Here is a 24,739-nt window from a genome sequence, read left to right on the forward strand (position 1 = left end):
AAGGTATGCCTATAGTCCAACCCATGGTTTCAACTTCCACTTCCTCCGCCGTGTCGACCCCGACACAGACCCTGTCAGTGCCGGGCACGCCGCCGCTGGTCCTGCGCGTGTGGGGCCAGAAGACGCGTGGCCAGGCCATGCCGCTGGTGCTGCACTTCCACGGCGGCGCCTTCGTGTCGGGCAACCTCGAGAGTGGTGCCTGCATGGCCGAGTTGCTGTCCAGCTCGGGCGCGGTGGTGGCGTCGCTGGACTATCCCTTGGCGCCGGCACACCCTTTCCCCCAAGCGGTGGAGGCCGGTTTTTCAGCGCTGGAGTGGCTGTACAAGCAGCGCACCAGGCTGGCCGGCAGCGGCGCGCCGCTGTTCGTGGCGGGCGAGGAAGCGGGCGGCAATATTGCGGCAGCCGTGGCCCTGATGGTGCGCGACCGCGGCCACCCGCCGTTGGCCGGGCAGATACTGGTCGCGCCCATGCTGAATCCGTGCAACGCCACCGCCTCGTTGCGCGCGACCATGGGCGACGCCACTGGTTGCAAGTGGATGGATGGCTGGCAGCAGTACCTGCGTGGCCCGATGGATGCCGAGCACCCCTACGCAGTGCCCGGCCTTGCTCAACGGCTGGCCGGTCTGCCTTCGACCTTGATCCTGACGGGCACTGACGACCCGATGCGCGACGAAGCCCTGGCCTATGCCGAGCGGCTGCGCGAAGCGGGCATTGACGTGCACAGCAACGTGATGCCCGCGAAGACGGGCTGGCCTGACTCGTTGGGCGATCAGCCCGCCGAGGGGTGTCCGTGCTCGGTCCAGGTGCGCGCTCAAGTCCGGGCGTTCTTCCAGGCCGCGACACCCCCGCCGTCCTGACGCCCCGCGCTCCCTTTCTCAACACCCTGAAACGCCCAACCCGGTCATCCGCCGGGAAGGGTCCCGCTCGCCCTCAAAAAGGAAAAACCATGCGCCAACTGCCCAAATTCCATCACCGCCTCTGGTGGCCCACCGCCATCGTCCTGGCCGTCATCATCCTCGCGGGCACCGCGATCGTGCAGCAGGCAGGCGTTGCCCGCGCCAGCGCACCACCGAGTGCACCGCCACCCATGCCCGTGTCCGTGGCCACCGTGACCGAGAGCGACATCGCCGCCTGGGACGAGTTCTCGGGCCGGTTGGAAGCGGTGGAGCGGGTGGACATCCGCTCGCGCGTGGCGGGTGTCGTGCAGGCAACCCATTTTCGTGAAGGCGCGCTGGTGGCCAAGGGGGCTCTGCTGGTCTCCATCGACCCCGCACCTTACGAAGCCGAGGTGGCGCGCGCCGAGGCTCAGACGGCCGCAGTGCAAGCCCGTGTGGCCCACGCCAGCCATGAACACGCCCGCGCCCGCCGCCTGTGGGACGACAAGGCGATCGCCCAGCGCGAGCTCGACGACCGCGAGAACGCACTGCGCGAAGCAGAAGCGAATCTCAAGGCCGCGCAAGCCCAGTTGCAGACCGCTCGCCTGAGCCTGGGCTACACGCAGGTGCGCGCCCCGGTCGCCGGTCGCATCGGCCGGCTGGAGGTGACGGTCGGCAACCTGATCGCGGCCGGCCCGGGCGCGCCCGTGCTCGCCACGCTGGTCTCGGTCAGCCCGATCTACGCCAGCTTCGACGCCGATGAAAAAACCGTGGCCGGTGCGCTCAAGGGACTCGCGGGTGGCGCACGCCCGGCGGTCGAACGCATCCCCGTGCAGATGGGCACCTCGGCCACGACCGACACGCCCTATGTCGGCCAGTTGCAGCTGATCGACAACCAGGTCGACCCGCGCAGCGGCACGGTGCGCGTGCGCGCCGTCTTCGACAACAAGGACGGCAGCCTGATGCCGGGGCAGTTCGCGCGCATCCGCATGGGCCAGCCGCAGACCGCGCGCACCCTGCTGGTCAGCGAGCGCGCCGTCGGCACCGACCAGGACAAGAAGTACGTGCTGGTGGTGGGCGAAGGCGACAAGACCGAGTACCGCGCCGTCACGCTGGGCGCGCCGGTCGATGGCCTGCGCACCGTGCTCAGTGGCCTCAAACCCGGTGAGCGCATCGTCGTCAACGGCCTGCAGCGCGTGCGCCCGGGTGACGTGGTGCAACCGCAAGTGGTGCCCATGAACGCGCGTACCGATACCCCCGGGGTGGCCGTGGCCAAGTCCTGAATCGCCACGCAAATGAAAAGAAGAACACCATGAGTTTCTCGAAATTTTTCATCGATCGGCCGATCTTCGCGGGCGTGCTCTCGCTGCTGATCCTGATCGCCGGCCTGGTCGCGCTGCGCGGCCTGCCGATCTCCGAGTACCCTGAGGTGGCCCCGCCCTCGGTGGTGGTGCGCGCCCAGTACCCGGGCGCCAATCCGAAGGTGATCGCCGAGACCGTGGCCACGCCGCTGGAGGAATCCATCAACGGCGTCGAAGGCATGCTCTACATGGGCAGCCAGGCCACCACCGACGGCGTGATGACGCTCACCGTCACCTTCAAGCTCGGCACCGATCCCGACAAGGCCCAGCAGCTGGTGCAGAACCGCGTGTCGCAGGCCGAGCCGCGCCTGCCCGAGGAGGTGCGCCGCCTGGGTGTGACCACGGTGAAAAGCTCGCCCGACATCACGATGGTGGTGCACCTGGTCTCGCCCAACGACCGCTACGACATCAACTACCTGCGCAACTACGCGGTGCTCAACGTCAAGGACCGCCTCGCGCGCATCCAGGGCGTGGGCCAGGTGCAGATCTTCGGTGGCGGTGACTATTCCATGCGCGTGTGGCTCGACCCGCAGAAGGTCGCACAGCGCGGGCTCTCCGCGAGCGACGTGGTCGCTGCCATTCGCGGCCAGAACGTGCAGGCCGCCGCCGGCGTGGTCGGCGCGTCGCCGGGCCTGCCGGGCGTGGACATGCAGCTCTCCATCAACGCCCAGGGCCGGCTGCAGACCGAAGAGGAGTTCGGCGACATCATCGTCAAGACCGGGGGCGACGGCGCCGTGACCCGGCTGCGCGACATCGCGCGGCTGGAGATGGGCGCGGCCGACTACTCGCTGCGTTCGCTGCTCAACAACAAGCCGGCGGTGGGCATGGGCGTGTTCCAGGCGCCGGGCTCCAACGCGCTCGACATCTCGGCCGAGGTGCGCTCCACCATGGCCGAGCTGCAGAAGAACATGCCCGAGGGCGTGGAATTCCGCATCGCCTACGACCCCACGCAGTTCGTGCGCGCGTCCATCCAATCGGTGATCACCACGCTGCTCGAAGCCATCGCGCTCGTGGTGCTGGTGGTGATCCTGTTCCTGCAGACCTGGCGCGCCTCCATCATTCCGCTGCTGGCGGTGCCGGTGTCGGTGGTGGGCACCTTCGCGGTGCTGCACCTGCTGGGTTTCTCGATCAACGCGCTCTCGCTGTTCGGCCTCGTGCTGGCGATCGGCATCGTGGTCGATGACGCCATCGTGGTGGTGGAAAACGTGGAACGCAACATCGAGGCCGGCCTGTCGCCGCGCGACGCGACCTACCGCGCGATGAAGGAAGTGTCCGGTCCCATCATCGCGATCGCGCTGGTGCTGGTCGCGGTGTTTGTGCCACTGGCCTTCATCAGCGGTCTCACCGGCCAGTTCTACAAGCAGTTTGCCGTGACGATCGCGATCTCCACCGTGATCTCGGCGATCAACTCGCTCACGCTCTCGCCCGCGCTTGCCGCCCTGCTGCTGCGCGGCCATGACCAGCCCAGAGACGCGCTCACGCGCGGCATGGATCGGGTCTTCGGCGGACTGTTCCGGGGTTTCAACCGTTTCTTCCACCGCGGTGCCGAGGCCTACAGCAGCGGGGTGCGGCGCGTCGTCTCCCGCAAGGCGCTGATGATGGTGATCTACCTGGCGCTGGTGGGCGTGACCTTCGGCCTGTTCAAGGCGGTGCCCAGTGGCTTCGTGCCGGCGCAGGACAAGCAGTACCTGATCGGCTTCGCGCAGTTGCCCGACGGTGCCACGCTGGACCGCACGGAAGACGTGATCCACCGCATGGGCGAAATCACCAAGCAGAACCCGAACGTGGAAGACGCGATTGCCTTCCCCGGCCTGTCGATCAACGGCTTCACCAACAGCTCGAACTCCGGCATCGTGTTCGCCACCCTCAAGCCGTTTGCCGAGCGCAGGCGTGCCGACCAGAGCGGCGGCGCCGTCGCGGGCCAGCTCAACCAGGCCTACGGCAGCATCCAGGACGCTTTCATCGTCATGTTCCCGCCGCCCCCGGTGGCGGGCCTGGGCACCACGGGCGGCTTCAAGCTGCAGCTGGAGGACAAGGCCTCGCTCGGTTATGAGGCGATGGATGCGGCCGTGAAAGCCTTCATGGCCAAGGCCTACCAGACGCCCGAACTCGCCGGCATGTTCACGAGCTGGCAGGTCAACGTGCCGCAGCTCTACGCCGACATCGATCGCACCAAGGCGCGCCAGCTCGGCGTGCCGGTGACGGACATCTTCGACACCATGCAGATCTACCTCGGCAGCCTGTACGTGAACGACTTCAACCAGTTCGGCCGTACCTACAGCGTGCGCGCCCAGGCCGACGCGCCCTACCGCGCACGCGCCGAAGACGTGGGCCTGCTCAAGGTGCGTTCGAACACCGGCGAGATGGTGCCGCTGTCGGCGCTGATGAAGGTGAACTCCAGCTTCGGCCCGGAACGCGCCATGCGCTACAACGGCTACCTCTCGGCCGACATCAACGGCGGCCCCGCGCCCGGCTTCTCGTCGGGCCAGGCGCAGGACGCGATCGAGCGCATCGCCGCCGAGACGCTGCCGCAAGGCATCGGCTTCGAATGGACCGAGCTCACCTACCAGGAAATCCTGGCCGGCAACTCCGCGCTGTGGGTGTTCCCGCTCGCCATCCTGCTGGTGTTCCTGGTGCTGGCCGCACAGTACGAGAGCCTCACGCTGCCCCTGTCCATCATCCTGATCGTGCCCATGGGCCTGCTCGCGGCCATGACCGGGGTCTGGCTGGATGGGGGTGACAACAACGTGTTCACGCAGATCGGGTTGATCGTGCTGGTGGGACTCTCGGCAAAGAACGCGATCCTGATCGTGGAGTTCGCGCGCGAGCTGGAATTTGCGGGCAGGTCACCGGTGCAGGCAGCGATCGAGGCCAGCCGCCTGCGCCTGCGCCCCATTCTCATGACCTCGCTGGCCTTCGTGATGGGCGTGCTGCCGCTGGTGCTGGCCACCGGGGCGGGCGCCGAGATGCGCTCGGCCATGGGCGTGGCCGTGTTCGCCGGAATGATCGGCGTGACCGCCTTCGGCCTGTTCCTCACGCCGGTGTTCTACGTGCTGCTGCGCCGCCTGGCGGGCAACCGCGCGCTGCGCCAGCACGGCGAAATTCCCCACTTCGAAGGCTTCGCCTCCGGCGGTGGCGGCACCGCGCGCGTGGTGCCCGCCGCCCCCTTGACCCATTGAAGAAGACACAGAAGGTGCACACCATGAAGAAGCTCCATCACCTGCTGCCGCTCGCCGTCGCCCTCTTTCTGGCCGGCTGCGCCACCGCGCTGCCGCCGCTGCCATCGCCGATCGAGACGCCGCCCCAGTTCAGGGAACAGCAGCGACAGAACGAACGCTGGATCATTGCCCAGCCCGCCGAGGCCCAGAGCCGCGGCACCTGGTGGAAGGCGTTCAACGACCCGGTGCTCGACGACCTGGCCGAGCGCGCCGGTGCGAACAACACCAGCATCCAGGAGGCCGCGGCTCGCCTGACCCAGGCGCGATCGCTGGTGCGCGGCGCACAGGCCGACCGCGCGCCGCAGATCGGCGTGGGGGCCGATGCCTCCCGCGGCGCCGGTGCCAACACCGCCAACGGCGCGACGCCGGCCACCCTGCTGCAGGCCGGCGTGAACCTCTCGTACGAGGTGGACCTGTTCGGCCGGCTGGCGGGCGTGCGCGACGCCGCCACGCTGGACGCGCAATCGCGCGAAGCCCTGCTGCAAAGCACGCGCCTGCTGGTCCAGGCCGAGGTGGCGCAGACCTACCTGGCGCTGCGCGCGGCCGACACCGAACGCACGCTGGTGCAGGACACCGCCACCGCCTACGGCGACACGCTGCGCCTCACGCAGCGCCGTTTCGAGGCCGGCGACGTGGCCGAGCTTGATGTGATCCGCATCCAGACCGAACTTGCCGCCACCGAGGCCGAGGTGTTCGCGCTCAGCCGAAGTCGCGCCGAGCTGGAACACGCGCTGGCCGTGCTGGTCGGCGAACCGGCATCGGGCTTCGCGCTCGCATCCAACAGTGGCGCCCGCGCCCTGCCCGTGATACCGGCCGGCGTGCCGGGCACGGTGCTCGCTCGCCGTCCCGACGTGGCCGCAGCACAGGCGTCGCTGCTGGCCGCGCAGGCCCGCGTGGGCGTGGCGCAGGCCGCGTGGTTCCCCAGCGTGTCGCTCACTGGCGCCGCTGGGTACGCGTCGCCGGACATCGGCGACCTGTTCAAGTGGTCGGCACGCGCCTGGGGCATTGGCGCGTTGATGTCCTTGCCGCTGTTCGATGGCGGTCGGCGCGAAGCCGGCGTGCAGGGCGCCCAGGCGCAGCTGGACGCCGCCGCCGCGAGCTACCGGGGCCAGGTGCTGAACGCCTTCCGCGAAGTGGAAGACCAGTTGTCCGCCCTGCGCCTCTTGCAGGAGCAGTCGCAGGCCCAGGGACGTGCGGTCAGCGCCGCGCAGCGCGCCAGTGCCATCTCGGAAACGCGCTACCGCAACGGCCTGGTGAGCCAGCTCGAACTGCTCGACGCGCGTCGCAACGAGTTGCAGAACCGGCGGCAGGCGCAGCGTGTGGAGTCAGCCCGCCAGCAGGCCACCGTGCTGCTCATCCGGGCGCTGGGCGGCGGCTGGGACGCGGCCTGAAGTCAGGTGGAGCGCGGATCCTGGGTTTCTGGGCCCGACGCCTCGATGCTGCGCAACCACTCACGCCAGATCGCGACCAGCAGCGCCATCAGCACCGGCCCCACGAACAGACCGACGAAGCCCATGGTGGTGACGCCGCCCACCAGGCCGAAGAAGGTGGGCAGAAAAGGCAGCTTGACCGGCCCGCCCACCAGGCGCGGTCGCAGCGTCTTGTCGACGATGAAGAGTTCGACCGAACCCCAGACGAACAGGGCAACGCCCGCGGCCGGGTGGCCCGAGCCCACGAGGTAGAGCGAGACCAGCGTGAACGACAGCGGCGCGCCGCCCGGAATGAGCGCCATGAAGCCGGTGATGACGCCCAGCAGCACCGGAGACGGCACGCCCGCGATCCAGTAGGCCACGCCCAGCACCACACCTTCGCCCACCGCGATCACGCCCATGCCGATCACGGTGGCGCTCACCGTGGCAGGCACCACGCGCGAGAAGCGCTGCCAGCGATGCTGCAGCACGCGCTCGCCGACCACGTCGAGTTGCCGCGCGATGCGCGTGCCGTCCTTGTAGATGAAGAACAGCGTGATCAGCATGAACAGGATGGTGAGCGCCAGGTTGAACAGGTTGCCCGTGGCGGCGAGCGCCATGCGGTAGATGTTGCCCACATGCTGGCCACTCAGGAGCTGGATCCACTCGCCCAGCGCGCCGGGCGCGCCCAGGTGTTCGCGCCAGTAGGTGGCGAGCTGCTCGCCCACGAAGGGCAGCGCGGCGATCCAGTTGGGCACCGGTGCGCCGTTGCGGTTGGCCGCCAGCAGCCAGTTCACCAGGATCGTGGCCTCCTGCAGGGCGTAGTGCAGGGCCACCATGAGAGGGGCCACCAGCACCGCCAGCACCACCAGCAGCGCCACGCTGGCGGCCAGCGCGGTGCGGCCCCGGCAGCGCTGTACCAGGCGTTCGTACAGCGGCCAGCTCGCAAACCCGATGATCAGTGCGGCGAGCACCGGCACCACGAAGCCCCGGAAAAAATACACGCCGGCGGCGAGCAGCAGAAGCAGAAGACCACGGGCGACGAGCGAAGCAGGAAGGACTGGGGGCATGCGGAAATTCTGACACGCCCCGCCGGAGCCGATAAAGTGCGTCATGGACCGCATCACCACCCTGCACATCGGCGAGCAGTCGACCCGACTGACCGCGACCACCGACCCCGGCCTGGACAGCGTGCTCGCGCTCGGAACGCACGAACTCGGATCCGGCCCGTGGCGCAACGAACCCCCATCGCCACTGGAACTCGAGAACGCCATCGCCTTTGTCGAAGACCTGCTCATGCCGCTCACGCGAACGCTGCCCGAGGGCACCACCCTGGTGACCCACGACGCCCACGCCCGCCACGTGGTGGTGGTGGCCCGGCCCGGTCTTGACCCGGCACCGCCCCTGTCCATCGATGACGTCGAACGCGTCTTCAACGGCCTGGTGGCCGTCTCGCAGGGGCGACCCGTGGCATCGAGCGGCCTGCCCAGCGAGACCGATTTCGCGGCCTACGTCCTGATCCTGCGGGAGCTCATGCAGCACCTGGGCTTCGACGCGGTCACTGTGAAGGAGCCCATCGAATGAGTGAAGACAAGCGCCCGGGCGAATACCTCGTCATCTCTCGCGGCCAGTGGGACGCGGATGCGTCTCCGCAGGACATCCAGACCGCCATCGACCGGTTCTACGACTGGCACGAAGACCTCGTGGCCAAGGGCCAGATGAGGCGCGGCCAGCGGCTGGCGCGGGACAGCCGGCTCGTCACCCGCGAACGCATCATCGACGGGCCGTTTGCCGAGGCCAAGGAGGTGGTGGGTGGCTACTGGTGGATCCTGGCGCACAGCCTGGACGAAGCCGCGCGCATCGCGGCCGACAACCCCTGCCTGGCCTATGGCCTCGCATTCGAGATCCGTCCGATCGAGGACGTGCGCGCCAGCGCGTTTGCAGTGACGAACGAAACGCCCGACGAAAGAAGGCGCTCTACTGCACCGTGAAGCAGGCGATGTCCACGCGGTCGGGCAGGCGTGTGCCGCTCCCGATGAAGAGCCGCTCGTTGATCCAGCCCAGCGTGGACGAGGCCGTCTCGAACGTGGGCGCGCAACGGAAGTAGACCTGCGCGGGGTCCACCGGCTCGCCCCTCACCAGGCGGGCCGTGATGTCGGCTGAAGCCACGCGGATGGCGCGGTTGCAGACGTAGATCAGTTCACCCGCATCGGTCTCGAGCACGTACCGCGCGTCGAGCTGCGCCAGCGTCGGCGAGACGATGGCCTGGAAATCGGCCCCACCCGGCAGCACCCGGGCGCTCCAGCCGTCACCTTGCACATGGCCTCCCAGGATGGGAATCACCCGCCGGTTGCCAGCGGCCGTCTGGCCCACCTCGTGAGCCGGAGCGACCTGGATGGACAGGGTGGCGAAGAAAGAGAGCGAGGGTGGGGCGGGCGCGTTCATGCAGGCATTGTCCACATCCCCACTTCACTCTCTTCAAGCCGCCGGCGCCACCTGCTGCGCCATGTACACCTGGTGCAGCGTGATCTTGCGCACCTCGACCTGGCTGGCCTGGATGTGCGAGCGCAGCAGCAGGTCGGCCCGGTCGGCCTTGCGGGCGAGGATGGCGCGCAGGATCTTGGCGTGTTCGTCGTAGGTGGCGTCGATGCGCATCTGCTTGAGGAAGTCGAGCCGGCGGATGATGCGGATGCGCTCGGTGACCTCGTGGTGCACGCGCGCCAGTTCCGCGTTGCCGGCCGCGCTCACCAGGGTTTCGTGGAAGGATTCGTCCCAGGCGGCGACCTGCGTGGCGTCGCTGCTGCGCTCGGCCACCGGCACCAGCCAGCGCTCCTTCAATTCCGTCAACAGCGGTTCGGACGTGGCCACCTCCTGCTGGCACAGCCGTTGCACGGCGGTGGTCTCCAGCACCATGCGCAGGTCGTAGAGCTGGTCGAACTTGTCGAAGTCGAACGGCAGCACGCGCCAGCCGCTGCGGAACATCACCTCCACCAGGCCTTCCTGCTGCAGGCGGAAAAGCGCCTGGCGCACCGGCGTGCGAGAGACCTCCAGCCGCGCGCAAAGCTCGTGCTCGGTGAAGCGGTCGCCGGGCACGAGCCGGAAGTCGGCGATGTCGCGCTTGAGCTGTTCGTAGACCTCGTTGGCGCGTGAGGGATGGGGTGTTTTCTGCACAGGGAAACTCTATCTCATCGCGCGTTCAGCGCCGCGAGCAGTTGCACACTGGTCGCGGTCCAGCCGATGATGGCCCCTTGCGCGCGCAGCATCTCCACCGCCGCGGCCTTGAAGTGCGGGAAGTAGCTCTCGGTGCAGTCTTCCAGCAGCAGGCAGTCGTAGCCCCGGTCGTTGGCCTCTCGCATGCTGGTCTGCACGCACACCTCGGTGGTCACGCCCATGAACAGCAGATGCGTGATGCCGCCCTTGTGGAACTGCTCGTGCAGCGTGGTGCCGTAGAACATGCCTTTGCCCGGTTTGTCGACCACCGTCTCGCCGGCCATGGGTGCCAGCGCGGGGATGATCTGGTTGCCGGGTTCACCGGCCACAAGAATGCGGCCCATGGGCCCGACATCGCCGATGCGCAGCGAAGGATGGCCCCGCAGGCGCTTGGCCGGCGGGCAGTCGGAGAGATCCGGCCGGTGCGCTTCACGCGTGTGCACCACCAGCCCGCCTGCGCGGCGCCACGCGCCCAGCACGGCCTGGCAGGTGGGCACGATGGCTTCGAGCAGCGCCACGTTGTTGCCCAGCGTCTCGCCGAAGCCCCCTGGCTCGATGAAGTCGCGCTGCATGTCGATGATGACCAGCGCGGTGTGGGCAACGTCGAAGTCGTAGGGGAAGGGTAGGGCGTCGACCTGCATGCTCAATGTCCTCCGCCCATGTGGGCGCCGAGAATCTGTCGGTCGGCCTTCGCGCCGGGGGTTTCGAACACCACGCGGCCTTCGCTCATCACGACGATGCGATCGGCCAGTTCCAGCAGTTCGTCCAGGTCCTCGCTGATCAGCAGCACGGCGCCACCCTGGTCGCGCACACCGCGCAGCCGGGTGTGGATCTCCTTGACCGCCGCAAAGTCCAGGCCGAACACCGGGTTGGCGGCGATCAGCACATCGATGTCGCCATGCAGTTCGCGCGCCAGCACCGCACGCTGCACGTTGCCGCCCGACAGGCTGCGAATGGGCGCGCCTTCGCCCTGGGTCTTGATGCCGTAGCTGGCGATCCATTCGCGCGCACGGCTGCGCCACTGGCCAAAGCGCAGGCGTCCGCCCACGCACAGCGGCGGCTGGTCGAAATCGCGCAACGCCATGTTCTGCGCCACGGAGAGGTCCCCCACGCAGGCGTTGCGCAAGGGCTCTTCCGGCAGGCTGCGAACCTTGAGCCGGTGGTTCTCCTCGCGCCGGGCCGCGTAAGGTTCTCCGCGCACCGACACCGCGCCGGACGCGCGCAGCCGCTGGCCCACCAGCGCTTCCACCAGTTCGCGCTGACCGTTGCCGGAGACGCCTGCAATGCCCAGGATCTCGCCGCCTGCCACCGACAGGCTGAGCCCGCGAACGGCGAGCGTGCCCCGGTCGCCCATCACGTCCAGGTCTTTCACCTCCAGTGAAGCGATGCCCGGCGCCGTCGCGCTCGCGGCCGCCGCCACCACCGCTGCGGTGGCGCGTTCCGGCGCCGCCGCGCCCGATTCGCCCACCATCGCATTCGCCAGCAGCGCCGGGGTGGTGTCGGGCACGGCGCAGTGGTGCACCGCCTTGCCCCGGCGCAGCACCGTCACGTCGTCGGCGTAGGTCATCACCTCGCGGAACTTGTGGGTGATGATGAGCACGGTGCACAGCCCGCTGCGCGCGAACTGGCGCACATGGCCCAGCACCTCGTCCGCTTCCTGCGGTGTGAGCACCGAGGTGGGTTCGTCCAGGATCAGCAGGCGTGGCTTGAGGTAGAGCTGCTTGAGCAGTTCCAGCTTCTGTTTCTCGCCCGCGGCCAGTTCCTGCGGTCGCGCATCCAGGTCGAGCTTGAAAGGCGTGGTCTCGAGGAACTGCGCCAGGTCGGCGCGCTTCTGTTTCCAGTCGATCACGGCCGGCGCCTGGCCGCCTGCGAGCAGCAGGTTCTCCGCCACCGTCATGCCCGGGGCCAGCGTGAAGTGCTGGTAGACCATGCCGATGCCCAGGCTGCGCGCCACCACCGGGTTGGGAATGGTCTGCTCGCGCCCGTCGATCAGGATGCTCCCTGCGCTGGGCCGCTGGAATCCGGCCACGCACTTCACCAGCGTGCTCTTGCCTGCACCGTTCTCGCCCAGCAGCGCGTGCACCGTGCCGGGCCACACCTTCATGCTCACCTGGTCGAGCGCGGTGAAGCTGCCGAAACGCATGCTCATGTGGTAGGTGTCCAGCCCCAGCGCGCCGGTGGGCGGCGGCAGGGCGCCGATGGGATGGGCTTCGTTCATTCGATGGCCTCCATGAGCGCGGTGGACGTGGCATGCGCGCCGAACACGCCGCCCTGCATGGTGATCATCTTCAGCGCGGCCTCGTGGTTGCCCTTGTCGGTGGCGGCGGTGCAGTCCGAGAGCAGTAGGCATTCGAAGCCGCGGTCGTTGGCGTCGCGCATGGTGGTGTGCACGCACACGTCGGTGGTGATGCCGGCGAGGATGAGGTTGGTGATGCCGCGCGTGCGCAGCAGCAGTTCGAGGTCGGTGGCGTAGAACGAGCCCTTGCCCGGCTTGTCGATGACGGCCTCACCCGGCAGGGGCGCCAGTTCCGGAATGATTTCCCAGCCGGGTTCGCCGCGCACCAGGATGCGCCCGCAGGGCCCGTCGTCGCCGATACCCACGCCTTCGGTGCCGATCTGGCGCGAACGCCAGCGCTTGTTGGCCGGCAGGTCTGAGAGGTCGGGCCGGTGGCCCTCGCGCGTGTGGATCAGGTGGTAGCCCGCCTCGCGCATCGCCGCCATCAGCAACCTGAGTGGCGCGATCGGTGCGCGCGTGAGCGAGATGTCGTAGCCCATCTTGTCCACGTAGCCACCCACGCCGCAGAAGTCGGTCTGCATGTCGATCACGATCAGCGCGGTGTTCTCGGGACGCAGGTCGCCGTTGAACGGCCAGGGGTAGGGGTGGGCGTCGATGAAGCGTTCCATGTCGGTTTCCTTCAGTACCGTTCGCCCTGAGCTTGTCCTTCCACCGGCTCAGGACGATCGGAGTACAGGGTTCTCGCGGAGTTGGCCCGGAAGGGCTTCGACAGGCTCAGCCTGAACGGACAGGTGTTCATGTCAGCGATTGGAAGAGAGTTCTGTGGGACTGCCGGGCACGATCACGCCCGGGCGGCAGGTGATCACCAGGATCAGCAGCGTGAGCACGTAGGGCACGATGTTGAAGAGGTGGTAGCCCCAGCCGATGCCCACCGACTGCAGCGCCGGGCCGAAGGCACCCGCGCCGCCGAACAGCAACGCCGCGCCCACGCAGCGCAGGGGACTCCAGCGCGCGAAGATCACCAGCGCCACGGCGATCAGGCCCTGCCCGCTGGAGATGCCCTCGTTCCAGCTCCCCGGATAGAACAGCGTGAGCGAGGCCCCACCCAGGCCCGCAATCAAGCCGCCGGCGGCGGTGGCCGCCATGCGGATGCCCGACACCGAGTAGCCCAGCGCGCGCGTGGCGTTGGCCGAGTCACCCGCCATGCGCACCAGCAGGCCGGCGCGCGTGTTGGCGAACGCCCACCACATGGCACCCGCCAGCGCCAGGCCGATCGGCAGCAACGCGTTCACCTGGAGCGCCGAACGCACGGCGGCCGAGTCGCTCCAGTTGCCCAGCGCAATGGCCGGCAGTTGCGGTGCCTGGGGCTGGATCAGCGGCTTGCCGAGGTAGAACGCCAGCCCCATGCCGAGCAGCATCAGCGCAATGCCGGTGGCGATGTCGTTCACGCGCGGCAGCGAGCACAGCACGCCATGCAGCGCGGCCAGCAGCGCACCCGAGATCCCGCCCGCCAGCACGCCGATCCACGGCGAACCGCTGAGGTAGGAAGCGCCGAAGGCCGTCATGGCCGAGAGCACCAGCACGCCTTCAAGCCCGAGGTTGATGCGGCCCGATTTCTCGGTGAGGCATTCGCCCAGGCTCACGAACAGGAACGGCACGCCCACGCGCAACGCGCCGCCGACAATGCCGGCGAGGAAGATCAGCAGCTGGTCCGATGTCATTTGCGTTCATCTCCCGCGGGTTCGGTCGAGGGCATCACGATGGGCACCGGTTCGGACGGTCCGAAGCGGACGAAGCGATCGAAGAAGGCTTTCCAGTCGCGGTCACGCAGTGCTTCGCTGGCCAGGATGAGCACGAAGGCAATGCCCTGCAGCAGCAGGACCGACGCATCCGGCAGGCCCAGGCGGCGCTGCAGCAGGCTGCCCGCGGCGCCAAAGCCGCCAAAGAGGATGGCCACCGGGATCACCGCCACCGGGTGGTGCCGCGCGATGAACGAGACCAGGATGCCCGCATAGCCATAGCCCGCGATGAGCGCGGCGTTGGCGCTGGTGTGAACGGCCGCCACCTCGATGGCACCGGCCAGGCCGGCGGCCGCACCGCCGAGCGCGCAGGCCACGAGGATGAGGCGCGTGGCCGGCAGCCCCACCAGCTGTGCCGCGCGCGGGTTGCCGCCCACCACGCTCACGGCGAACCCCGAGGGCGTGAGCCGCAGCCACAGGCCCGCCACCAGGCACACCACGATGCCGATCACCAGGCCCCAGTGCACGTCGGATCCGGCCATGCCGGTGATGAGGAGGCCTTCGTCCAGCGCGGGCGTGGACGGCTTGTTCAGGCTGGCCGGATCGCGCAGCGGGCCTTCGACGATGTGCTTGAACAGGCCGATGGCCACATAGGCCAGCAACAGGCTGCTGATGGTCTCGTTGATGCCCCGCACCTGCCGCAGCCAGCCCGCCAGTGCGATCCACAGCCCACCCGCCACGGCCCCGACGATGCACACGGCCAACGTGCCCAGCGAATTGGCCGGCAGCGGCACCGCGTGCGCGAGCGCGGCGCAGGCCAGCCCACCCAGCACCAGCGCACCCTCGCCACCGATGACCGTGAGCCCGGCGCGCGCGGGGATCGCCACGCACAGCGCGGTCAACATCAGCGGCGCGGCGCGCTGCAGCGTGTTCTGCCACGAGTACCAGTCGCCGAACGCGCCCTTGAAGAGCAGCGTCCAGACCTCCACCGGATTCACGCCCGCGAACGAGACGAAGAGTCCGAACAGCAAGAGGGCCGCCAGGATGGCACCGATGGGGAGGAGGATGTCTCGCATGGTCACGGGTCTGTTCAAGCTGAATCCACACCCGTTCGGGCTGAGCCTGTCGAAGCCCATCCATGCCCGCATCGCAAAAAGCCTTCGACAAGCTCAGGCCGAACGGCGAAGCGGCGCTCAGGCCGAACTGGGAAGAGGGGCTCAGGCCCTTCGACTGGCTCAGTGCGAACGGAGTTGGCGCATGCGGTGCTCATTTCACACACTCCCGTTCACGCCTTCCACCAGGTAGTTCATCTTTTCCAGTTCCAGGTCGGTCTGCTTGAATGCCTTGCCGGCCGGGATCACGGTCGCGCCCTTGTTGTCCTTGAGCGGGCCCTTGAAGATGTCGAAGCTGCCGGCCATCATCTGCGCCTTGATGCCGTCGGCCTGCTTCTTTGCCGCATCGGTCACCGCCGGTCCGTAGGCCGATGGCTTCACGAAGCCGTCTTTCAGGCCGCCGCGCACGAAGTTGGGGTGCGGCTTGCCGCTGCGTGCCGCCTCCAGGAAGGCGGTGTAGGCGGTGAGCCAGTTCCATTCGGCGCCGGTCAGGTAGGCCTGTGGGGCCAGCTTGGCCTGGCTGGCGTGGTAGCCGCAGACCATCTTGCCGCGCTTGGCGGCGGTCTCCACGATCACCTTGGGGCCGTCCACGTGCATGGTGAACACGTCCACGCCCTGGTCGGCCATGCTGTTGGTGGCTTCGGCTTCCTTGACCGGCATCGACCAGTCGCCCGTGAAGATCACGTTGGTGGTGATGCCGGGCTTGACCGAGCGCGCGCCCATGGTGAAGGCGTTGATGTTGCGCAGCACCTGCGGGATCGGCTTGGCCGCCACGAAGCCGATCTTGCCGCTCTTGCTCATGTGGCCGGCGATCACGCCGTTGAGGTACTGGCATTCGTCGATGTAGCCAAAGAAGCTCGCGGTGTTCTTCGGGTGCTTGCCCTCGGTCCACATGCCGCCGCAGTGGGCAAAGCGCGCCTCGGGAAACTTCGCTGCCACCGCCAGCATGTGCGGGTCGAAGTAGCCGAACGATGTCGGAAACACGAGCGAGGCGCCGTCCTGCGCGATCATGCCGGTCATGGTGCGCTGCACCGCCGCGGTCTCGGGCACGTTCTCCTCCTCCACCACCTTCACGCCGGCCATCTTCTTGAGCTGGGCGGCGGCCTCGGCCTGGGCCTGGTTGTAGCCGTAGTCGTCGCGCGGGCCGACGTAGATCACGCCCACGGTGATGGGCTTGGCTTGCGCGAAGGCCAGCGGGCTGCTGGCGGCCGCGCCGAGTGCGGCCAGGGTCTTGAGGGAATCGCGGCGATTGGGCAGTTGGAAGTTCATGGTGAAAGCTCCAGGACGGGGTGGGGTGGAAGGTGGTGGCTGGGAAAGATCAGGCGAGAAAACTCACGTGCGCCGCGACCACGCGCCAGCCCTCGGGGGTCAGCATCCAGGTCTGGCTCTGACGGCCCGTGCGGTCGCTGCCGGTGCGGTGGAATTCGGTGTTGGCGGTGGCGAAGGCGCGGCCGTAGGTGGTGATGACCGTCCTGCCGAGCGTTCGCGCCAGGCCTGCCGATGGCCTGGCGGCGCGAAAGGCGCGGATCTCGTCGATGCCGTACAGGTTCTCGGTGGCGCCGTAGCGCAGCGTGTGCGGGCTGTCCCAGAACAGCTCGTCGAGCACGGCCACGTCGTTGCGGACCAGCGCCACTTCGTACCGTTCGAAGGCGGCCGTGACCTCGGCCAGCACATCGGGAATGTTCACTTCGATCATGGTGTACCCCCACGCTCCCCCACGGCGTGTGGGTCGCTGACCCCCAGGGGGGCCGAAGTCGCCTTGGGGCGGCCCTGCGGCGCCTTCACAGGCTGGCCTCCTTCACATGCGCCACACCCGCCTGCGACAGCGCCCAGCCGGCGCGCAGCGCCAGGTCTTCGCGCCAGGGTGCGGCGATGAGCTGCACGCCGATGGGCAGGCCTTCGGTGCCTGAGGGCCACAGCGGCGCGGCCACCACCGGGCAGCCGGCGAACGAGATCGGTTGCGTGAGCAGGCCGATGGACGGGCGGCAGGGAAAGGGTTGGCCATTGATATCGATCCACTCGGTGCCGATGGCGGGGGCTGCCACGGGTGTGGCGGGCGCGATCAGCACGTCCCAGTCCCGGAACAGGGCGTTTACCTTGTCGCGGTAGACGCGGCGAAAACGCTGCGCGCGCAGGTACCAGGCGGCGGGCTGCAGCGCGCCCGAGATGAAACGGTCCACCGACAGCGGCTCGAAGTCGGCGGCCTGTGTGCGCAGGCTCTGCAGGTGCAGCGCACCGCCTTCGCTGGCGCTGGTGATGAAGGCCGCGGCACGCGCCTGCGCCGGGTCGGGCCACGCCACGGTGGCGCTGGCGCCCAGCGCCGAGGCGGCGCGCGCCACGGCCTGTTGCGCCGGCGGGCTGGCCAGCTCGGCGAACCAGCCGCCCAGCACGCCCACGCGCAGGCCATGCGCACCGAGGCCCAGCGAGCGCGTGACCGGCTGGACGCTGGTGGCAAAACATCCGGGGTCCAGCGGGTCGGGTCCCTGCAGCGCGTCGTAGGCCAGCGCCAGGCCGGCCACGTCGTCAGCGAACGGACCCAGGTGGTCGATGCTGTTGACGAAGGGGTAGGTGCCGCGGCGCGAGAGCCGGCCGAAGGTGGGCTTTAGGCCCCACACGCCGCAGAAGGACGACGGCACGCGGATCGAACCGTTGGTGTCGGAGCCCAGTGTGAGGGGCACCTGGCCGGCCGCCACCGCCGCACCCGAGCCGCCCGACGAGCCGCCGGCCACATGGCCCAGCTTGTGCGGGTTGTGGCAGGGGCCGTAGTGCGTGTTTTCGGTGGTGAAGCCGTAGGCGTATTCGTCCATGTTGAGCGAACCCACCAGCACCGCGCCAGCGGCCTGCAGGCGCTGCACCAGCACCGCGTCGGCGGTGGCGGGCGGGTTCGCGCGGTTCACTCTGGAGCCGGCCAGCGTGACCTCGCCTTCGATGTCGAACAGGTTCTTCACCGCGAACGGCACGCCGGCCAGCGGTCCCAGCGTGTCGCCGCGCGCGCGCTGCGCGTCCACCCGCGCTGCCTGCGCCCGGGCGGCCGCAAAGCGCGTGCCGGTGAAGGCGTTGATGCGGGCGTCGGTGGCCTCGATGCGGGCGATGCAGGTCTCCAGCACGTCGGCAGCGCTCTGCTGGCCGGAGGCCACCGCCTGCGCGGTCTGGCTGAGGTTCAGGGGCAGGGTCATGTCAGGTGGAGGCGGGAATGAAGGGGGCGGGGCAGAAGATCTCGACCACTTCGTCCTCGTCCTGCAGGGGAAAGGCATCCAGCAGCGCGGCCATGGCGGCGGTGCGCTGCAGGTGGGTCGCCACGCGAGCGGCCTGCGCGTCGTCCAGCGGCAGGCCCACCGCCACGGCGGCGGCCTGCACGTAGGCCAGGGTCTGCGCTTCGTTCACCGCCGCACCTCGCGCTGGAAGATCTCCAGGCTGCGCTTCTTCGCCTCGATGAAGCTCGCCTCCGACAGCGTGGCCGTGGTGCGCGGGCGCGCATCGTTGTACGGCAGGATTTCAGCCACCCGGGTGGGCCGCTTGGTCAGCAGCAGCACCTGGTCGGCCAGGTACACCGCTTCTTCCAGATCGTGCGAGACCAGCATCATGGTGGTGCCGGTCTGCATGAAGACTTCCTGGAGCTTCTCGCGGATGAACAGCGTCATCTCGAAGTCCAGCGCGGAGAAGGGTTCGTCCAGGAACAGCACCTCCGGGTTGGGCGCCAGCGCCCGCATGATCGACGCGGTCTGCTGCTGCCCGCCCGAAAGTTCGTAGGGGTAGCGGTTCAGGTCGAACTTCACATCGAATGACGCCACCAGCTCGGCCATGCGCCGGTCCACCTCGGCCTTGCTCTTGCCTTCGAGCTTGAGCGGGTAGGCGATGTTGTCGATGGTGCGCATCCACGGGAACATCGCTTCGCGGTAGTTCTGGAACACGTAGCCGATCTTGGTGTCCTTCAGGCTCTTGCCGTCGAACAGGATCTCGCCGCTGTCGATCGGCACCAGCCCCGCGATCATGTTGATCAGCGTGCTCTTGCCGCAACCGTTGGGGCCGAACACCGACACGATCTTGTGCTTGGGGATGTCCAGGTCGAAGTTCTCGTACAACGGCCAGCCCGCGAAATACTTGGTGAGGCCCCGGATGGTGATGTGCGTGCCGGCGGGGCCGGGCTTGAACTCGGGGGCAGGCACGTCGGCGTCGAAGGCAGGGGCATTGAGGACAGCGTTCATCTTCCGCTCCAGTGGACGATTTTTCTTTCGATCAGAAGGAACAACACATTGAGCGCATAGCCCAGCGCACCCGCCGCCAGGATCGACGCGTACATGTCCTTCACGTTCATCACCTGCTGCGAGTTGATGATCCGGTTGCCCAGGCCGCTGTCGGCGCCGATGAACATCTCGGCCACGATCACGATCACCAGGGCCATGGACACGGCCGAGCGCAAACCCACGAAGCTCGGCTGCAGGCTCTCCCACACCAGGACGTCCTTGAACACCTGCCAGCGCGTGGCTCCCATCACCTTGGCCGCCATCACGCGCTGCTTGCGTGCGTTGATCACGCCGTACGCGCTGTTGAACACCACGATCAGCAGGGCGCCGAACGCGGCAATCGCCACCTTGTTGATGTCGGACACGCCGAAGATCATGAGGAACAGCGGGATCAGCGCCGAGGACGGCGTGGAGCGGAAGAAGTCGATCAGGAACTCCACGCTGCGGTAGGCCTTCTCGTTGCTGCCGAGCAGCACACCCAGCGGCATGCCGACGATGGCGGCGATCAGGAACGCCTGCACCGTGCGCCACACCGTCACCGCGAAATCGCCGAGCAGCGGGCCACCCGCCAGACCACCCAGCAGCGCACCGAGGGCGTCGATCGGCGGCGGCAGCAGGATGGCCTTGATGAAGCCGGTGCGCACGGCGAGGTCCCAGATGATGAAGAGCACGACCGGGCCCACGAAGGGCAGGGCCTTGCCCCAGTCGGTCTTCTTCGGCAGCACCGGCGCGGCGTTGGCGGCCGGTGGTGTCCAGGGTTTGCCGGCGACCTCGGCCGGTGCGGGCGTGGTGGCAGCCATCCTGTTCAGCCCTTGTAGAGCATGGTGTCGACCACCAGGCGAGAGCTGAAGATGCCCTTCTCGCTGAACAGGTCGAAGAACTTCTGGAAGTGCGCCACGTCGGCCGGCGTGAACTCGTTGTACATGGTGTACGCAGCCAGCGGCACCTCGCTGGTGAGTGCGCCTTCGATGGCGGTGTAGCCCTTCAGGTACTGCCGCGCCTCCACCGACTTGGTGCGCACGTAGTTCACGCCCTTGCCGTACGCGGCGACGAACTTCTTCGCCGCGTCCGGGTTCTTCTTGATGAAGTCCGAGGCCAGCGAGGCCGAGCCGCCGAACCACGGCGCCATCGGGTCGCCCAGCACGTAGCGTGCGATCACGCCGGCTTCCAGCACCTTGGTGGTGCCGTTCATGCGGCCGATGGTGCCCGTGGGTTCGAGCGTGTAGGCGCCGTCGACCTGGCCGGCCGCGAGTGCGGCCACGTGCTGGCCGATGGGCAGTTCCACCACCGTCGCACCCACCGCGCCGCCGCGCTCGAGCACGGTCTTGGCCAGCGTCACGTTCTGGATGCCAGGGCCCGAAGCCACCCGCTTGCCCTTCAGGTCGGCCATCACCTTGGCCGGGCTGGCCACCGGCACGATCACCTCGTCCAGCACGTTCTTCACGTTGCTCGGGTTGGAGCAGAAGATCTTGAACGTGCCGGGTTGCGCAATCTCGCCGATGGCGATGTTGGCCGAGCCGGTGCCGTTGGCGGTGCCGTCGGCGCGGCCCGAGAGCACCGCCTCCATCACCTGTTGCGCGCCCGCGAACTTGAGCGGCTCCACGTCGAGCCCGGCTTCCTTGAAATAGCCGAGTTCGATGGCCGAGTAGAACGGCAGGCCGGCGGCAATCGGCCAGTAGCCGATGCGGATCTTCGGACCGGTCTGTGCGCGCAACACGCCTGGCGTGCCCAGCACACCCAGCGCTGCACCGGCGACGCCGATCTGCAGCACGCGGCGGCGGCGCGCGTCGACGGGGGAAGGCAAGGGGGCTTGAAAGGTTCTCATGGGGGCTCCTGCAGGTTGACGGAAGAGAAGAACGAAGAAGGCTCAGGTGGTGGCCACGGGCGCGGGGGCGAGCGACGCGATGTACGCGCGCCAGCCGCCCAGGTGGGTGATGTCGGTCGCGCCAGCGAGCGCCAGCGGCTCGCACAGGAAGCCCTGCACGGTGCTGCCGTCGGCCAGCGTCAGCGTGCCGATGGACAGCGGCTGCGGCACCAGCGCGACAAAGCTGCCGTAGTGCGCCAGCGGCATGTCCCACAGTTCCACCTCGATGCGATCGCCCTCGCCGGGCGCCACGCGCAGCAGGCCGGGCTTGGGCGGCGTAGTGCGGGGCAGGGCGTACAGGCGGTAGTGCGCCGCGGTGTGGGTGCGCGCGGCCAGGCTGGCACCACGTTCGGTGAGCTGGCCGTTCAGGGGCATGCCCGAGAGGTGCGCACCCACCACCGCCACCCGCACCGTGGCCGCCGGGCTGTTCGGGTCCGCCAGGCCAGGCACCGGTTCAGGCGCCGGGAGCGGCAGACCGGTGGCGCCCTGGGTGAGGCCGGTGGCGTGGTGAAAACGCTGGCCCAGATCGGCGAGCTGCCAGTCGGAGCCGCAGCGGCCAATGAGCGTGATGCCGAAGGGCAGGCCGTCGGGCCGGATGCTGGCCGGCACCGAGAGCGCGGCGTAGTCCAGCAGGTTGACGAAGTTGGTGTAGGCGCCGAGCTGGCGGTTGAGCACCACCGGGTCGGCCTGCATGCGCGCGATGGTGTGGTGTGTGGGCGTGGTGGGCACCACCAGCAGGTCGATGCCCTGCCACAGCGCCTGCGCCTGCTGGCCCAGCTCGGCCAGCCGGGTCTGCGCGGCCACCAGGTCGCTCGCGCTGTAGGCCCGGCCAGAGGCAATGATGCTTCGCACGGGCTCGATCACCTCGGCTTCGTGCGCGTCGAAGAAGTCGCGCACGGCCTCGTGCCGCTGCGCCACCAGCGCGCTGCCGTACAGCATGTCGGCGCACTCGGAGAGCGGCGCGAAGTCCAGCGCCACCGCTTCGCCACCCATTGCCTGCAGTTGCGCCAGCGCGCCGTCGAAGGCGAGGCGCGCGGCCTCGTCGCCGAAGAACGCCAGCTCGGCGGGCACCCCAAAGCGGAACCGCGCGCCCAGCGGTGCGGTGGCCAGGGCCAGCGGGCGCGAATACGGATCGGCCGGGTCGTGGCCGAGGGCGGCCGCCAGGACGCGCACCGCACGCGCCACCGTGGTGGCAAAGATGGACACGCAATCCACCGCCTGCGCCGCCGGCACCACGCCGCGTGCGCTGACGAGCCCGCGCGAAGGCTTGAGGCCCACGATGTTGTTGAGCCCGGCCGGCACCCGGCCCGAACCGGCGGTGTCGGTGCCCAGGGCAAAGTCCACCTGCCCCGTGGCCACCACGTAGGCCGACCCTGAGCTGGAGCCGCCCGACACATACAGCGGGTTGATGGCGTTGGGCACCGCGCCATACGGCGAGCGTGTGCCGCTCAGGCCGCAGGCGAACTGGTCCAGGTTGGTCTTGCCGGTGACGGATGCACCAGCTTCGAGCAAACGGCGCACCACGCTGGCGTGGGTATCGGGTGTGTAGGCGAACGCCGGACAGGCGGCGGTTGTCGGCCAACCCGCCACGTCGATGTTGTCCTTCACGGCGAAGCTCAGGCCGGCCAGCGCACCGGTGGCCGCCCCGGGCATGGGGCGGTCCGGGTGGTGGATCCACGCCTGCGGCGCCAGCGGCGTCGCCCGGTGGGGGAGGGTTGTTTCTTGCACCATGTTCAAGCATTCCATCTTGGATACAAGAACACATGCAAGTTGAATGCCAGCCATCCGCCGCCCGACAGCCGGCGCTCAAGGCCGCTCATTTCGCCGTCGATATTCACGAAACAGTCACCTGGAGGTCACATGCTTCATCTGTCCCGCACGCCCATTCGCACCCAGCTCTCGGTCCTGCTGACCGTGGCGGCGCTGTTCCTGGTCTCGGTGGCGGCGGTGGGCGCCTGGGGGCTTCAGCGCAGCGCGGCCATTGCCCAGGCCGGCAACGACGTGAACACCCCGCGCCAGCGCGTGGGCAACCAGCTCATCCAGGCGGTGGGCGCCCGGGCCGTGGCAGCGCGCAACCTCACGCTGGCCACCACGCCGGCCGACCGCGACGCCGAGCTGGCGCGCATCCGTCAAGCCCACGCCGCGACCCAGGCCGCCGTGAAGGAACTCCAGGGTCTTCTGGGCGACCACGCCGACCCGAAAGAACGCGCGCTGGTGGCCGCCGTAGTGGCTGCCGAAGCCGAATACGGCCCGGTGGCCCTCACCATCACGGGCGTGGCCGCCAGCGGCGATTCGCAGAAGGCGGCCGCCATGATCATGGAACTCTGCCGGCCGCTGTTGCTGAAGCTGGAGCAGGCCGTGGACCAGCTCCTCCAGCACGAAGCCGCCGCCGCGCAGCGCGACCACGAAAGCCTGGTGGCCGGCACGAAGAGCGCCATGGGCTGGGTGGCCGCGCTCGGCACCGGCGCCTTGCTGCTGCTGATCTGGATGGGGCTGCTGATCACCCGCGGGCTGGTGGGCAGCAGCCAGGCCGCGCTGCAGGCGGTGGAGCAGATGGCCGCCGGCAACATGGCGCTGCACCTGCAGGCCGAGGGCAACAGCGAACCGCAACGCGTGCTGCGCTCGCTCGACGGCATGGCCCAGCGACTGCGCGAGGTGCTGGGCAGCGTGCGCACGGCGTCCGACCAGATCGCCATCGCCAGCACCGAGGTGGCCAAAGGCGCGCAGGACCTGTCGATGCGCACCGAGCAGGCCGCCAGCAGCCTGGAGGAAACCGCCGCCAGCATGGAAGAAATGACCACCTCCGTGCAGCAGTCCAGCGGCTCGGCCCGCCAGGCCAACCAGCTCGCGGGCGAGTCGGCCGAGGTGGCGCGGCACGGCGGCGAGGTGGTGGGCCAGGTGGTGCAGACCATGGCCGACATCCAGCGCGGCAGCAGCCGCATCGGCGAGATCATCGGCGTCATCGACGGCATCGCCTTCCAGACCAACATCCTGGCGCTGAACGCGGCGGTGGAAGCCGCCCGTGCGGGCGAGCAGGGCCGCGGCTTTGCGGTGGTGGCGGGCGAAGTGCGCAACCTCGCACAGCGCAGCGCGCAGGCGGCCAAGGAAATCAAGCAGCTCATCCAGGATTCCAACGCCCAGGTGGACGGCGGGACGCGCCTGGTGCAGGAAGCGGGCGGCACCATCAACGAAGTGGTGGCCAACGCGCAGCGCGTGAGCGGCATCGTGGGCGAGATCATGGCCACCAGTGCCGAACAGGCCGACGGCGTGGCGCAGATCAACGTCGCGGTTTCGCAGCTCGACCACATGACCCAGCAGAACGCTGCGCTGGTGGAGCAGACCTCCGCCGCGGCCACCAGCCTGCAGGAACAGGCCCGCGTGCTGGCGCAGGCCGTGTCGGTGTTCCGCATCGACGGCGCGGCCAGCACCGGGCGCCTGCAGTTCGCCTGAGCACCGGCCCCGCCACGGTCC

The 24,739-nt window shown here is 68.8% G+C and carries 23 protein-coding genes; 7 read left to right on the top strand and 16 right to left on the bottom strand.

The features are described 5' to 3' along the window. Positions 1-23: 23 nt before the first annotated feature. The 4 genes from ACTIEY_RS13075 (at position 24) to ACTIEY_RS13090 (ending at position 6,845) form a co-directional block, all read left to right on the top strand. Positions 24-857, top strand: a complete 834-nt coding sequence (locus ACTIEY_RS13075; protein WP_439519570.1) for an alpha/beta hydrolase — start codon at positions 24-26, stop codon at positions 855-857. Between the two features lie 89 nt (positions 858-946). Next, positions 947-2,158: an efflux RND transporter periplasmic adaptor subunit gene (locus ACTIEY_RS13080; protein WP_439519571.1), complete on the top strand. Its 1,212-nt coding sequence runs from the start codon at positions 947-949 to the stop codon at positions 2,156-2,158. A 29-nt stretch (positions 2,159-2,187) separates the two neighbouring features. Next, complete coding sequence (locus tag ACTIEY_RS13085) at positions 2,188-5,415, top strand: efflux RND transporter permease subunit (protein ID WP_439519572.1); 3,228 nt, start codon at positions 2,188-2,190, stop codon at positions 5,413-5,415. 23 nt (positions 5,416-5,438) lie between these two features. Next, the gene (locus ACTIEY_RS13090) at positions 5,439-6,845 is read left to right on the top strand and encodes an efflux transporter outer membrane subunit (protein WP_439519573.1); all 1,407 of its coding nucleotides are present in this window, start codon (positions 5,439-5,441) and stop codon (positions 6,843-6,845) included. Positions 6,846-6,847: 2 nt separating this feature from the next. Here ACTIEY_RS13090 and ACTIEY_RS13095 read toward each other — a convergent pair whose 3' ends face one another. Then, positions 6,848-7,933, bottom strand: coding sequence for an AI-2E family transporter (locus tag ACTIEY_RS13095; protein WP_439519574.1), 1,086 nt, complete (start codon positions 7,931-7,933; stop codon positions 6,848-6,850). Positions 7,934-7,976: 43 nt separating this feature from the next. Between ACTIEY_RS13095 and ACTIEY_RS13100 the strand changes: the two genes are divergently transcribed. Both ACTIEY_RS13100 and ACTIEY_RS13105 read left to right on the top strand, forming a co-directional pair. After that, positions 7,977-8,447, top strand: a complete 471-nt coding sequence (locus ACTIEY_RS13100; protein WP_439519575.1) for a hypothetical protein — start codon at positions 7,977-7,979, stop codon at positions 8,445-8,447. Further along, on the top strand, positions 8,444-8,854 hold the full coding sequence (locus tag ACTIEY_RS13105) for a YciI family protein (RefSeq protein ID WP_439519576.1): 411 nt from the start codon (positions 8,444-8,446) through the stop codon (positions 8,852-8,854). Before ACTIEY_RS13100 ends, ACTIEY_RS13105 begins: the two co-directional genes overlap by 4 nt. Here the strand turns inward: ACTIEY_RS13105 and ACTIEY_RS13110 are convergent. From ACTIEY_RS13110 to atzF, 15 genes are all read right to left on the bottom strand, one after another. Beyond that, positions 8,841-9,308: a DUF3237 domain-containing protein gene (locus tag ACTIEY_RS13110; protein WP_439519577.1), complete on the bottom strand. Its 468-nt coding sequence runs from the start codon at positions 9,306-9,308 to the stop codon at positions 8,841-8,843. The genes ACTIEY_RS13105 and ACTIEY_RS13110 overlap by 14 nt on opposite strands. A gap of 33 nt (positions 9,309-9,341) precedes the next feature. Next, on the bottom strand, positions 9,342-10,034 hold the full coding sequence (locus ACTIEY_RS13115) for a GntR family transcriptional regulator (RefSeq protein ID WP_439519578.1): 693 nt from the start codon (positions 10,032-10,034) through the stop codon (positions 9,342-9,344). A gap of 14 nt (positions 10,035-10,048) precedes the next feature. Next, on the bottom strand, positions 10,049-10,714 hold the full coding sequence (locus tag ACTIEY_RS13120) for a cysteine hydrolase family protein (RefSeq protein WP_439519579.1): 666 nt from the start codon (positions 10,712-10,714) through the stop codon (positions 10,049-10,051). A gap of 2 nt (positions 10,715-10,716) precedes the next feature. Further along, positions 10,717-12,291, bottom strand: coding sequence for an ABC transporter ATP-binding protein (locus tag ACTIEY_RS13125; RefSeq protein WP_439519580.1), 1,575 nt, complete (start codon positions 12,289-12,291; stop codon positions 10,717-10,719). After that, positions 12,288-12,977: a biuret amidohydrolase gene (biuH, locus tag ACTIEY_RS13130; protein WP_439519581.1), complete on the bottom strand. Its 690-nt coding sequence runs from the start codon at positions 12,975-12,977 to the stop codon at positions 12,288-12,290. The genes ACTIEY_RS13125 and biuH overlap by 4 nt, the downstream gene beginning before the upstream one ends. Before the next feature lie 132 nt (positions 12,978-13,109). Then, complete coding sequence (locus ACTIEY_RS13135; RefSeq protein ID WP_439519582.1) at positions 13,110-14,030, bottom strand: ABC transporter permease; 921 nt, start codon at positions 14,028-14,030, stop codon at positions 13,110-13,112. Beyond that, entirely contained in the window at positions 14,027-15,124 is a 1,098-nt protein-coding gene (locus ACTIEY_RS13140) for an ABC transporter permease (RefSeq protein ID WP_439519583.1), read from the bottom strand. The genes ACTIEY_RS13135 and ACTIEY_RS13140 overlap by 4 nt, the downstream gene beginning before the upstream one ends. Before the next feature lie 195 nt (positions 15,125-15,319). Continuing rightward, on the bottom strand, positions 15,320-16,429 hold the full coding sequence (locus tag ACTIEY_RS13145) for a BMP family ABC transporter substrate-binding protein (protein ID WP_439519584.1): 1,110 nt from the start codon (positions 16,427-16,429) through the stop codon (positions 15,320-15,322). Between the two features lie 49 nt (positions 16,430-16,478). Further along, positions 16,479-16,856, bottom strand: a complete 378-nt coding sequence (gene hpxZ, locus ACTIEY_RS13150) for an oxalurate catabolism protein HpxZ (protein WP_439519585.1) — start codon at positions 16,854-16,856, stop codon at positions 16,479-16,481. Positions 16,857-16,941: 85 nt separating this feature from the next. Beyond that, positions 16,942-18,336 (bottom strand): AtzE family amidohydrolase, encoded by a 1,395-nt coding sequence (locus ACTIEY_RS13155; RefSeq protein WP_439519586.1) that lies wholly within the window; start codon positions 18,334-18,336, stop codon positions 16,942-16,944. A gap of 1 nt (position 18,337) precedes the next feature. Further along, positions 18,338-18,544 (bottom strand): DUF4089 domain-containing protein, encoded by a 207-nt coding sequence (locus tag ACTIEY_RS13160; protein WP_439519587.1) that lies wholly within the window; start codon positions 18,542-18,544, stop codon positions 18,338-18,340. Next, on the bottom strand, positions 18,541-19,365 hold the full coding sequence (locus tag ACTIEY_RS13165; protein WP_439519588.1) for an ABC transporter ATP-binding protein: 825 nt from the start codon (positions 19,363-19,365) through the stop codon (positions 18,541-18,543). Before ACTIEY_RS13165 ends, ACTIEY_RS13160 begins: the two co-directional genes overlap by 4 nt. After that, positions 19,362-20,204: an ABC transporter permease gene (locus tag ACTIEY_RS13170; RefSeq protein WP_439519589.1), complete on the bottom strand. Its 843-nt coding sequence runs from the start codon at positions 20,202-20,204 to the stop codon at positions 19,362-19,364. Before ACTIEY_RS13170 ends, ACTIEY_RS13165 begins: the two co-directional genes overlap by 4 nt. Positions 20,205-20,209: 5 nt before the next feature. Beyond that, positions 20,210-21,229 (bottom strand): ABC transporter substrate-binding protein, encoded by a 1,020-nt coding sequence (locus ACTIEY_RS13175; protein ID WP_439519590.1) that lies wholly within the window; start codon positions 21,227-21,229, stop codon positions 20,210-20,212. A 42-nt stretch (positions 21,230-21,271) separates the two neighbouring features. Then, complete coding sequence (gene atzF, locus ACTIEY_RS13180) at positions 21,272-22,999, bottom strand: allophanate hydrolase (RefSeq protein WP_439519591.1); 1,728 nt, start codon at positions 22,997-22,999, stop codon at positions 21,272-21,274. Between the two features lie 129 nt (positions 23,000-23,128). Between atzF and ACTIEY_RS13185 the strand changes: the two genes are divergently transcribed. Next, positions 23,129-24,718 (top strand): methyl-accepting chemotaxis protein, encoded by a 1,590-nt coding sequence (locus tag ACTIEY_RS13185; protein WP_439519592.1) that lies wholly within the window; start codon positions 23,129-23,131, stop codon positions 24,716-24,718. Positions 24,719-24,739: the final 21 nt, after the last annotated feature.

This window comes from Hydrogenophaga sp., assembly GCF_051858985.1.
Taxonomy (GTDB): Bacteria; Pseudomonadota; Gammaproteobacteria; order Burkholderiales; family Burkholderiaceae_C; genus Hydrogenophaga.

Coding starts and splice junctions, on each gene's coding strand:
- ACTIEY_RS13085 (WP_439519572.1), top strand. CDS start 2,188: ATGAGTTTCTCGAAATTTTTCATCGATCGGCCGATCTTCGCGGGCGTG.
- ACTIEY_RS13140 (WP_439519583.1), bottom strand. CDS start 15,124: ATGCGAGACATCCTCCTCCCCATCGGTGCCATCCTGGCGGCCCTCTTG.
- ACTIEY_RS13100 (WP_439519575.1), top strand. CDS start 7,977: ATGGACCGCATCACCACCCTGCACATCGGCGAGCAGTCGACCCGACTG.
- ACTIEY_RS13110 (WP_439519577.1), bottom strand. CDS start 9,308: ATGAACGCGCCCGCCCCACCCTCGCTCTCTTTCTTCGCCACCCTGTCC.
- ACTIEY_RS13170 (WP_439519589.1), bottom strand. CDS start 20,204: ATGGCTGCCACCACGCCCGCACCGGCCGAGGTCGCCGGCAAACCCTGG.
- ACTIEY_RS13120 (WP_439519579.1), bottom strand. CDS start 10,714: ATGCAGGTCGACGCCCTACCCTTCCCCTACGACTTCGACGTTGCCCAC.
- ACTIEY_RS13090 (WP_439519573.1), top strand. CDS start 5,439: ATGAAGAAGCTCCATCACCTGCTGCCGCTCGCCGTCGCCCTCTTTCTG.
- ACTIEY_RS13080 (WP_439519571.1), top strand. CDS start 947: ATGCGCCAACTGCCCAAATTCCATCACCGCCTCTGGTGGCCCACCGCC.
- ACTIEY_RS13135 (WP_439519582.1), bottom strand. CDS start 14,030: ATGACATCGGACCAGCTGCTGATCTTCCTCGCCGGCATTGTCGGCGGC.
- ACTIEY_RS13145 (WP_439519584.1), bottom strand. CDS start 16,429: ATGAACTTCCAACTGCCCAATCGCCGCGATTCCCTCAAGACCCTGGCC.
- ACTIEY_RS13075 (WP_439519570.1), top strand. CDS start 24: ATGGTTTCAACTTCCACTTCCTCCGCCGTGTCGACCCCGACACAGACC.
- ACTIEY_RS13165 (WP_439519588.1), bottom strand. CDS start 19,365: ATGAACGCTGTCCTCAATGCCCCTGCCTTCGACGCCGACGTGCCTGCC.
- ACTIEY_RS13185 (WP_439519592.1), top strand. CDS start 23,129: ATGCTTCATCTGTCCCGCACGCCCATTCGCACCCAGCTCTCGGTCCTG.
- ACTIEY_RS13095 (WP_439519574.1), bottom strand. CDS start 7,933: ATGCCCCCAGTCCTTCCTGCTTCGCTCGTCGCCCGTGGTCTTCTGCTT.
- ACTIEY_RS13105 (WP_439519576.1), top strand. CDS start 8,444: ATGAGTGAAGACAAGCGCCCGGGCGAATACCTCGTCATCTCTCGCGGC.
- ACTIEY_RS13155 (WP_439519586.1), bottom strand. CDS start 18,336: ATGACCCTGCCCCTGAACCTCAGCCAGACCGCGCAGGCGGTGGCCTCC.
- atzF (WP_439519591.1), bottom strand. CDS start 22,999: ATGGTGCAAGAAACAACCCTCCCCCACCGGGCGACGCCGCTGGCGCCG.
- ACTIEY_RS13175 (WP_439519590.1), bottom strand. CDS start 21,229: ATGAGAACCTTTCAAGCCCCCTTGCCTTCCCCCGTCGACGCGCGCCGC.
- hpxZ (WP_439519585.1), bottom strand. CDS start 16,856: ATGATCGAAGTGAACATTCCCGATGTGCTGGCCGAGGTCACGGCCGCC.
- biuH (WP_439519581.1), bottom strand. CDS start 12,977: ATGGAACGCTTCATCGACGCCCACCCCTACCCCTGGCCGTTCAACGGC.
- ACTIEY_RS13125 (WP_439519580.1), bottom strand. CDS start 12,291: ATGAACGAAGCCCATCCCATCGGCGCCCTGCCGCCGCCCACCGGCGCG.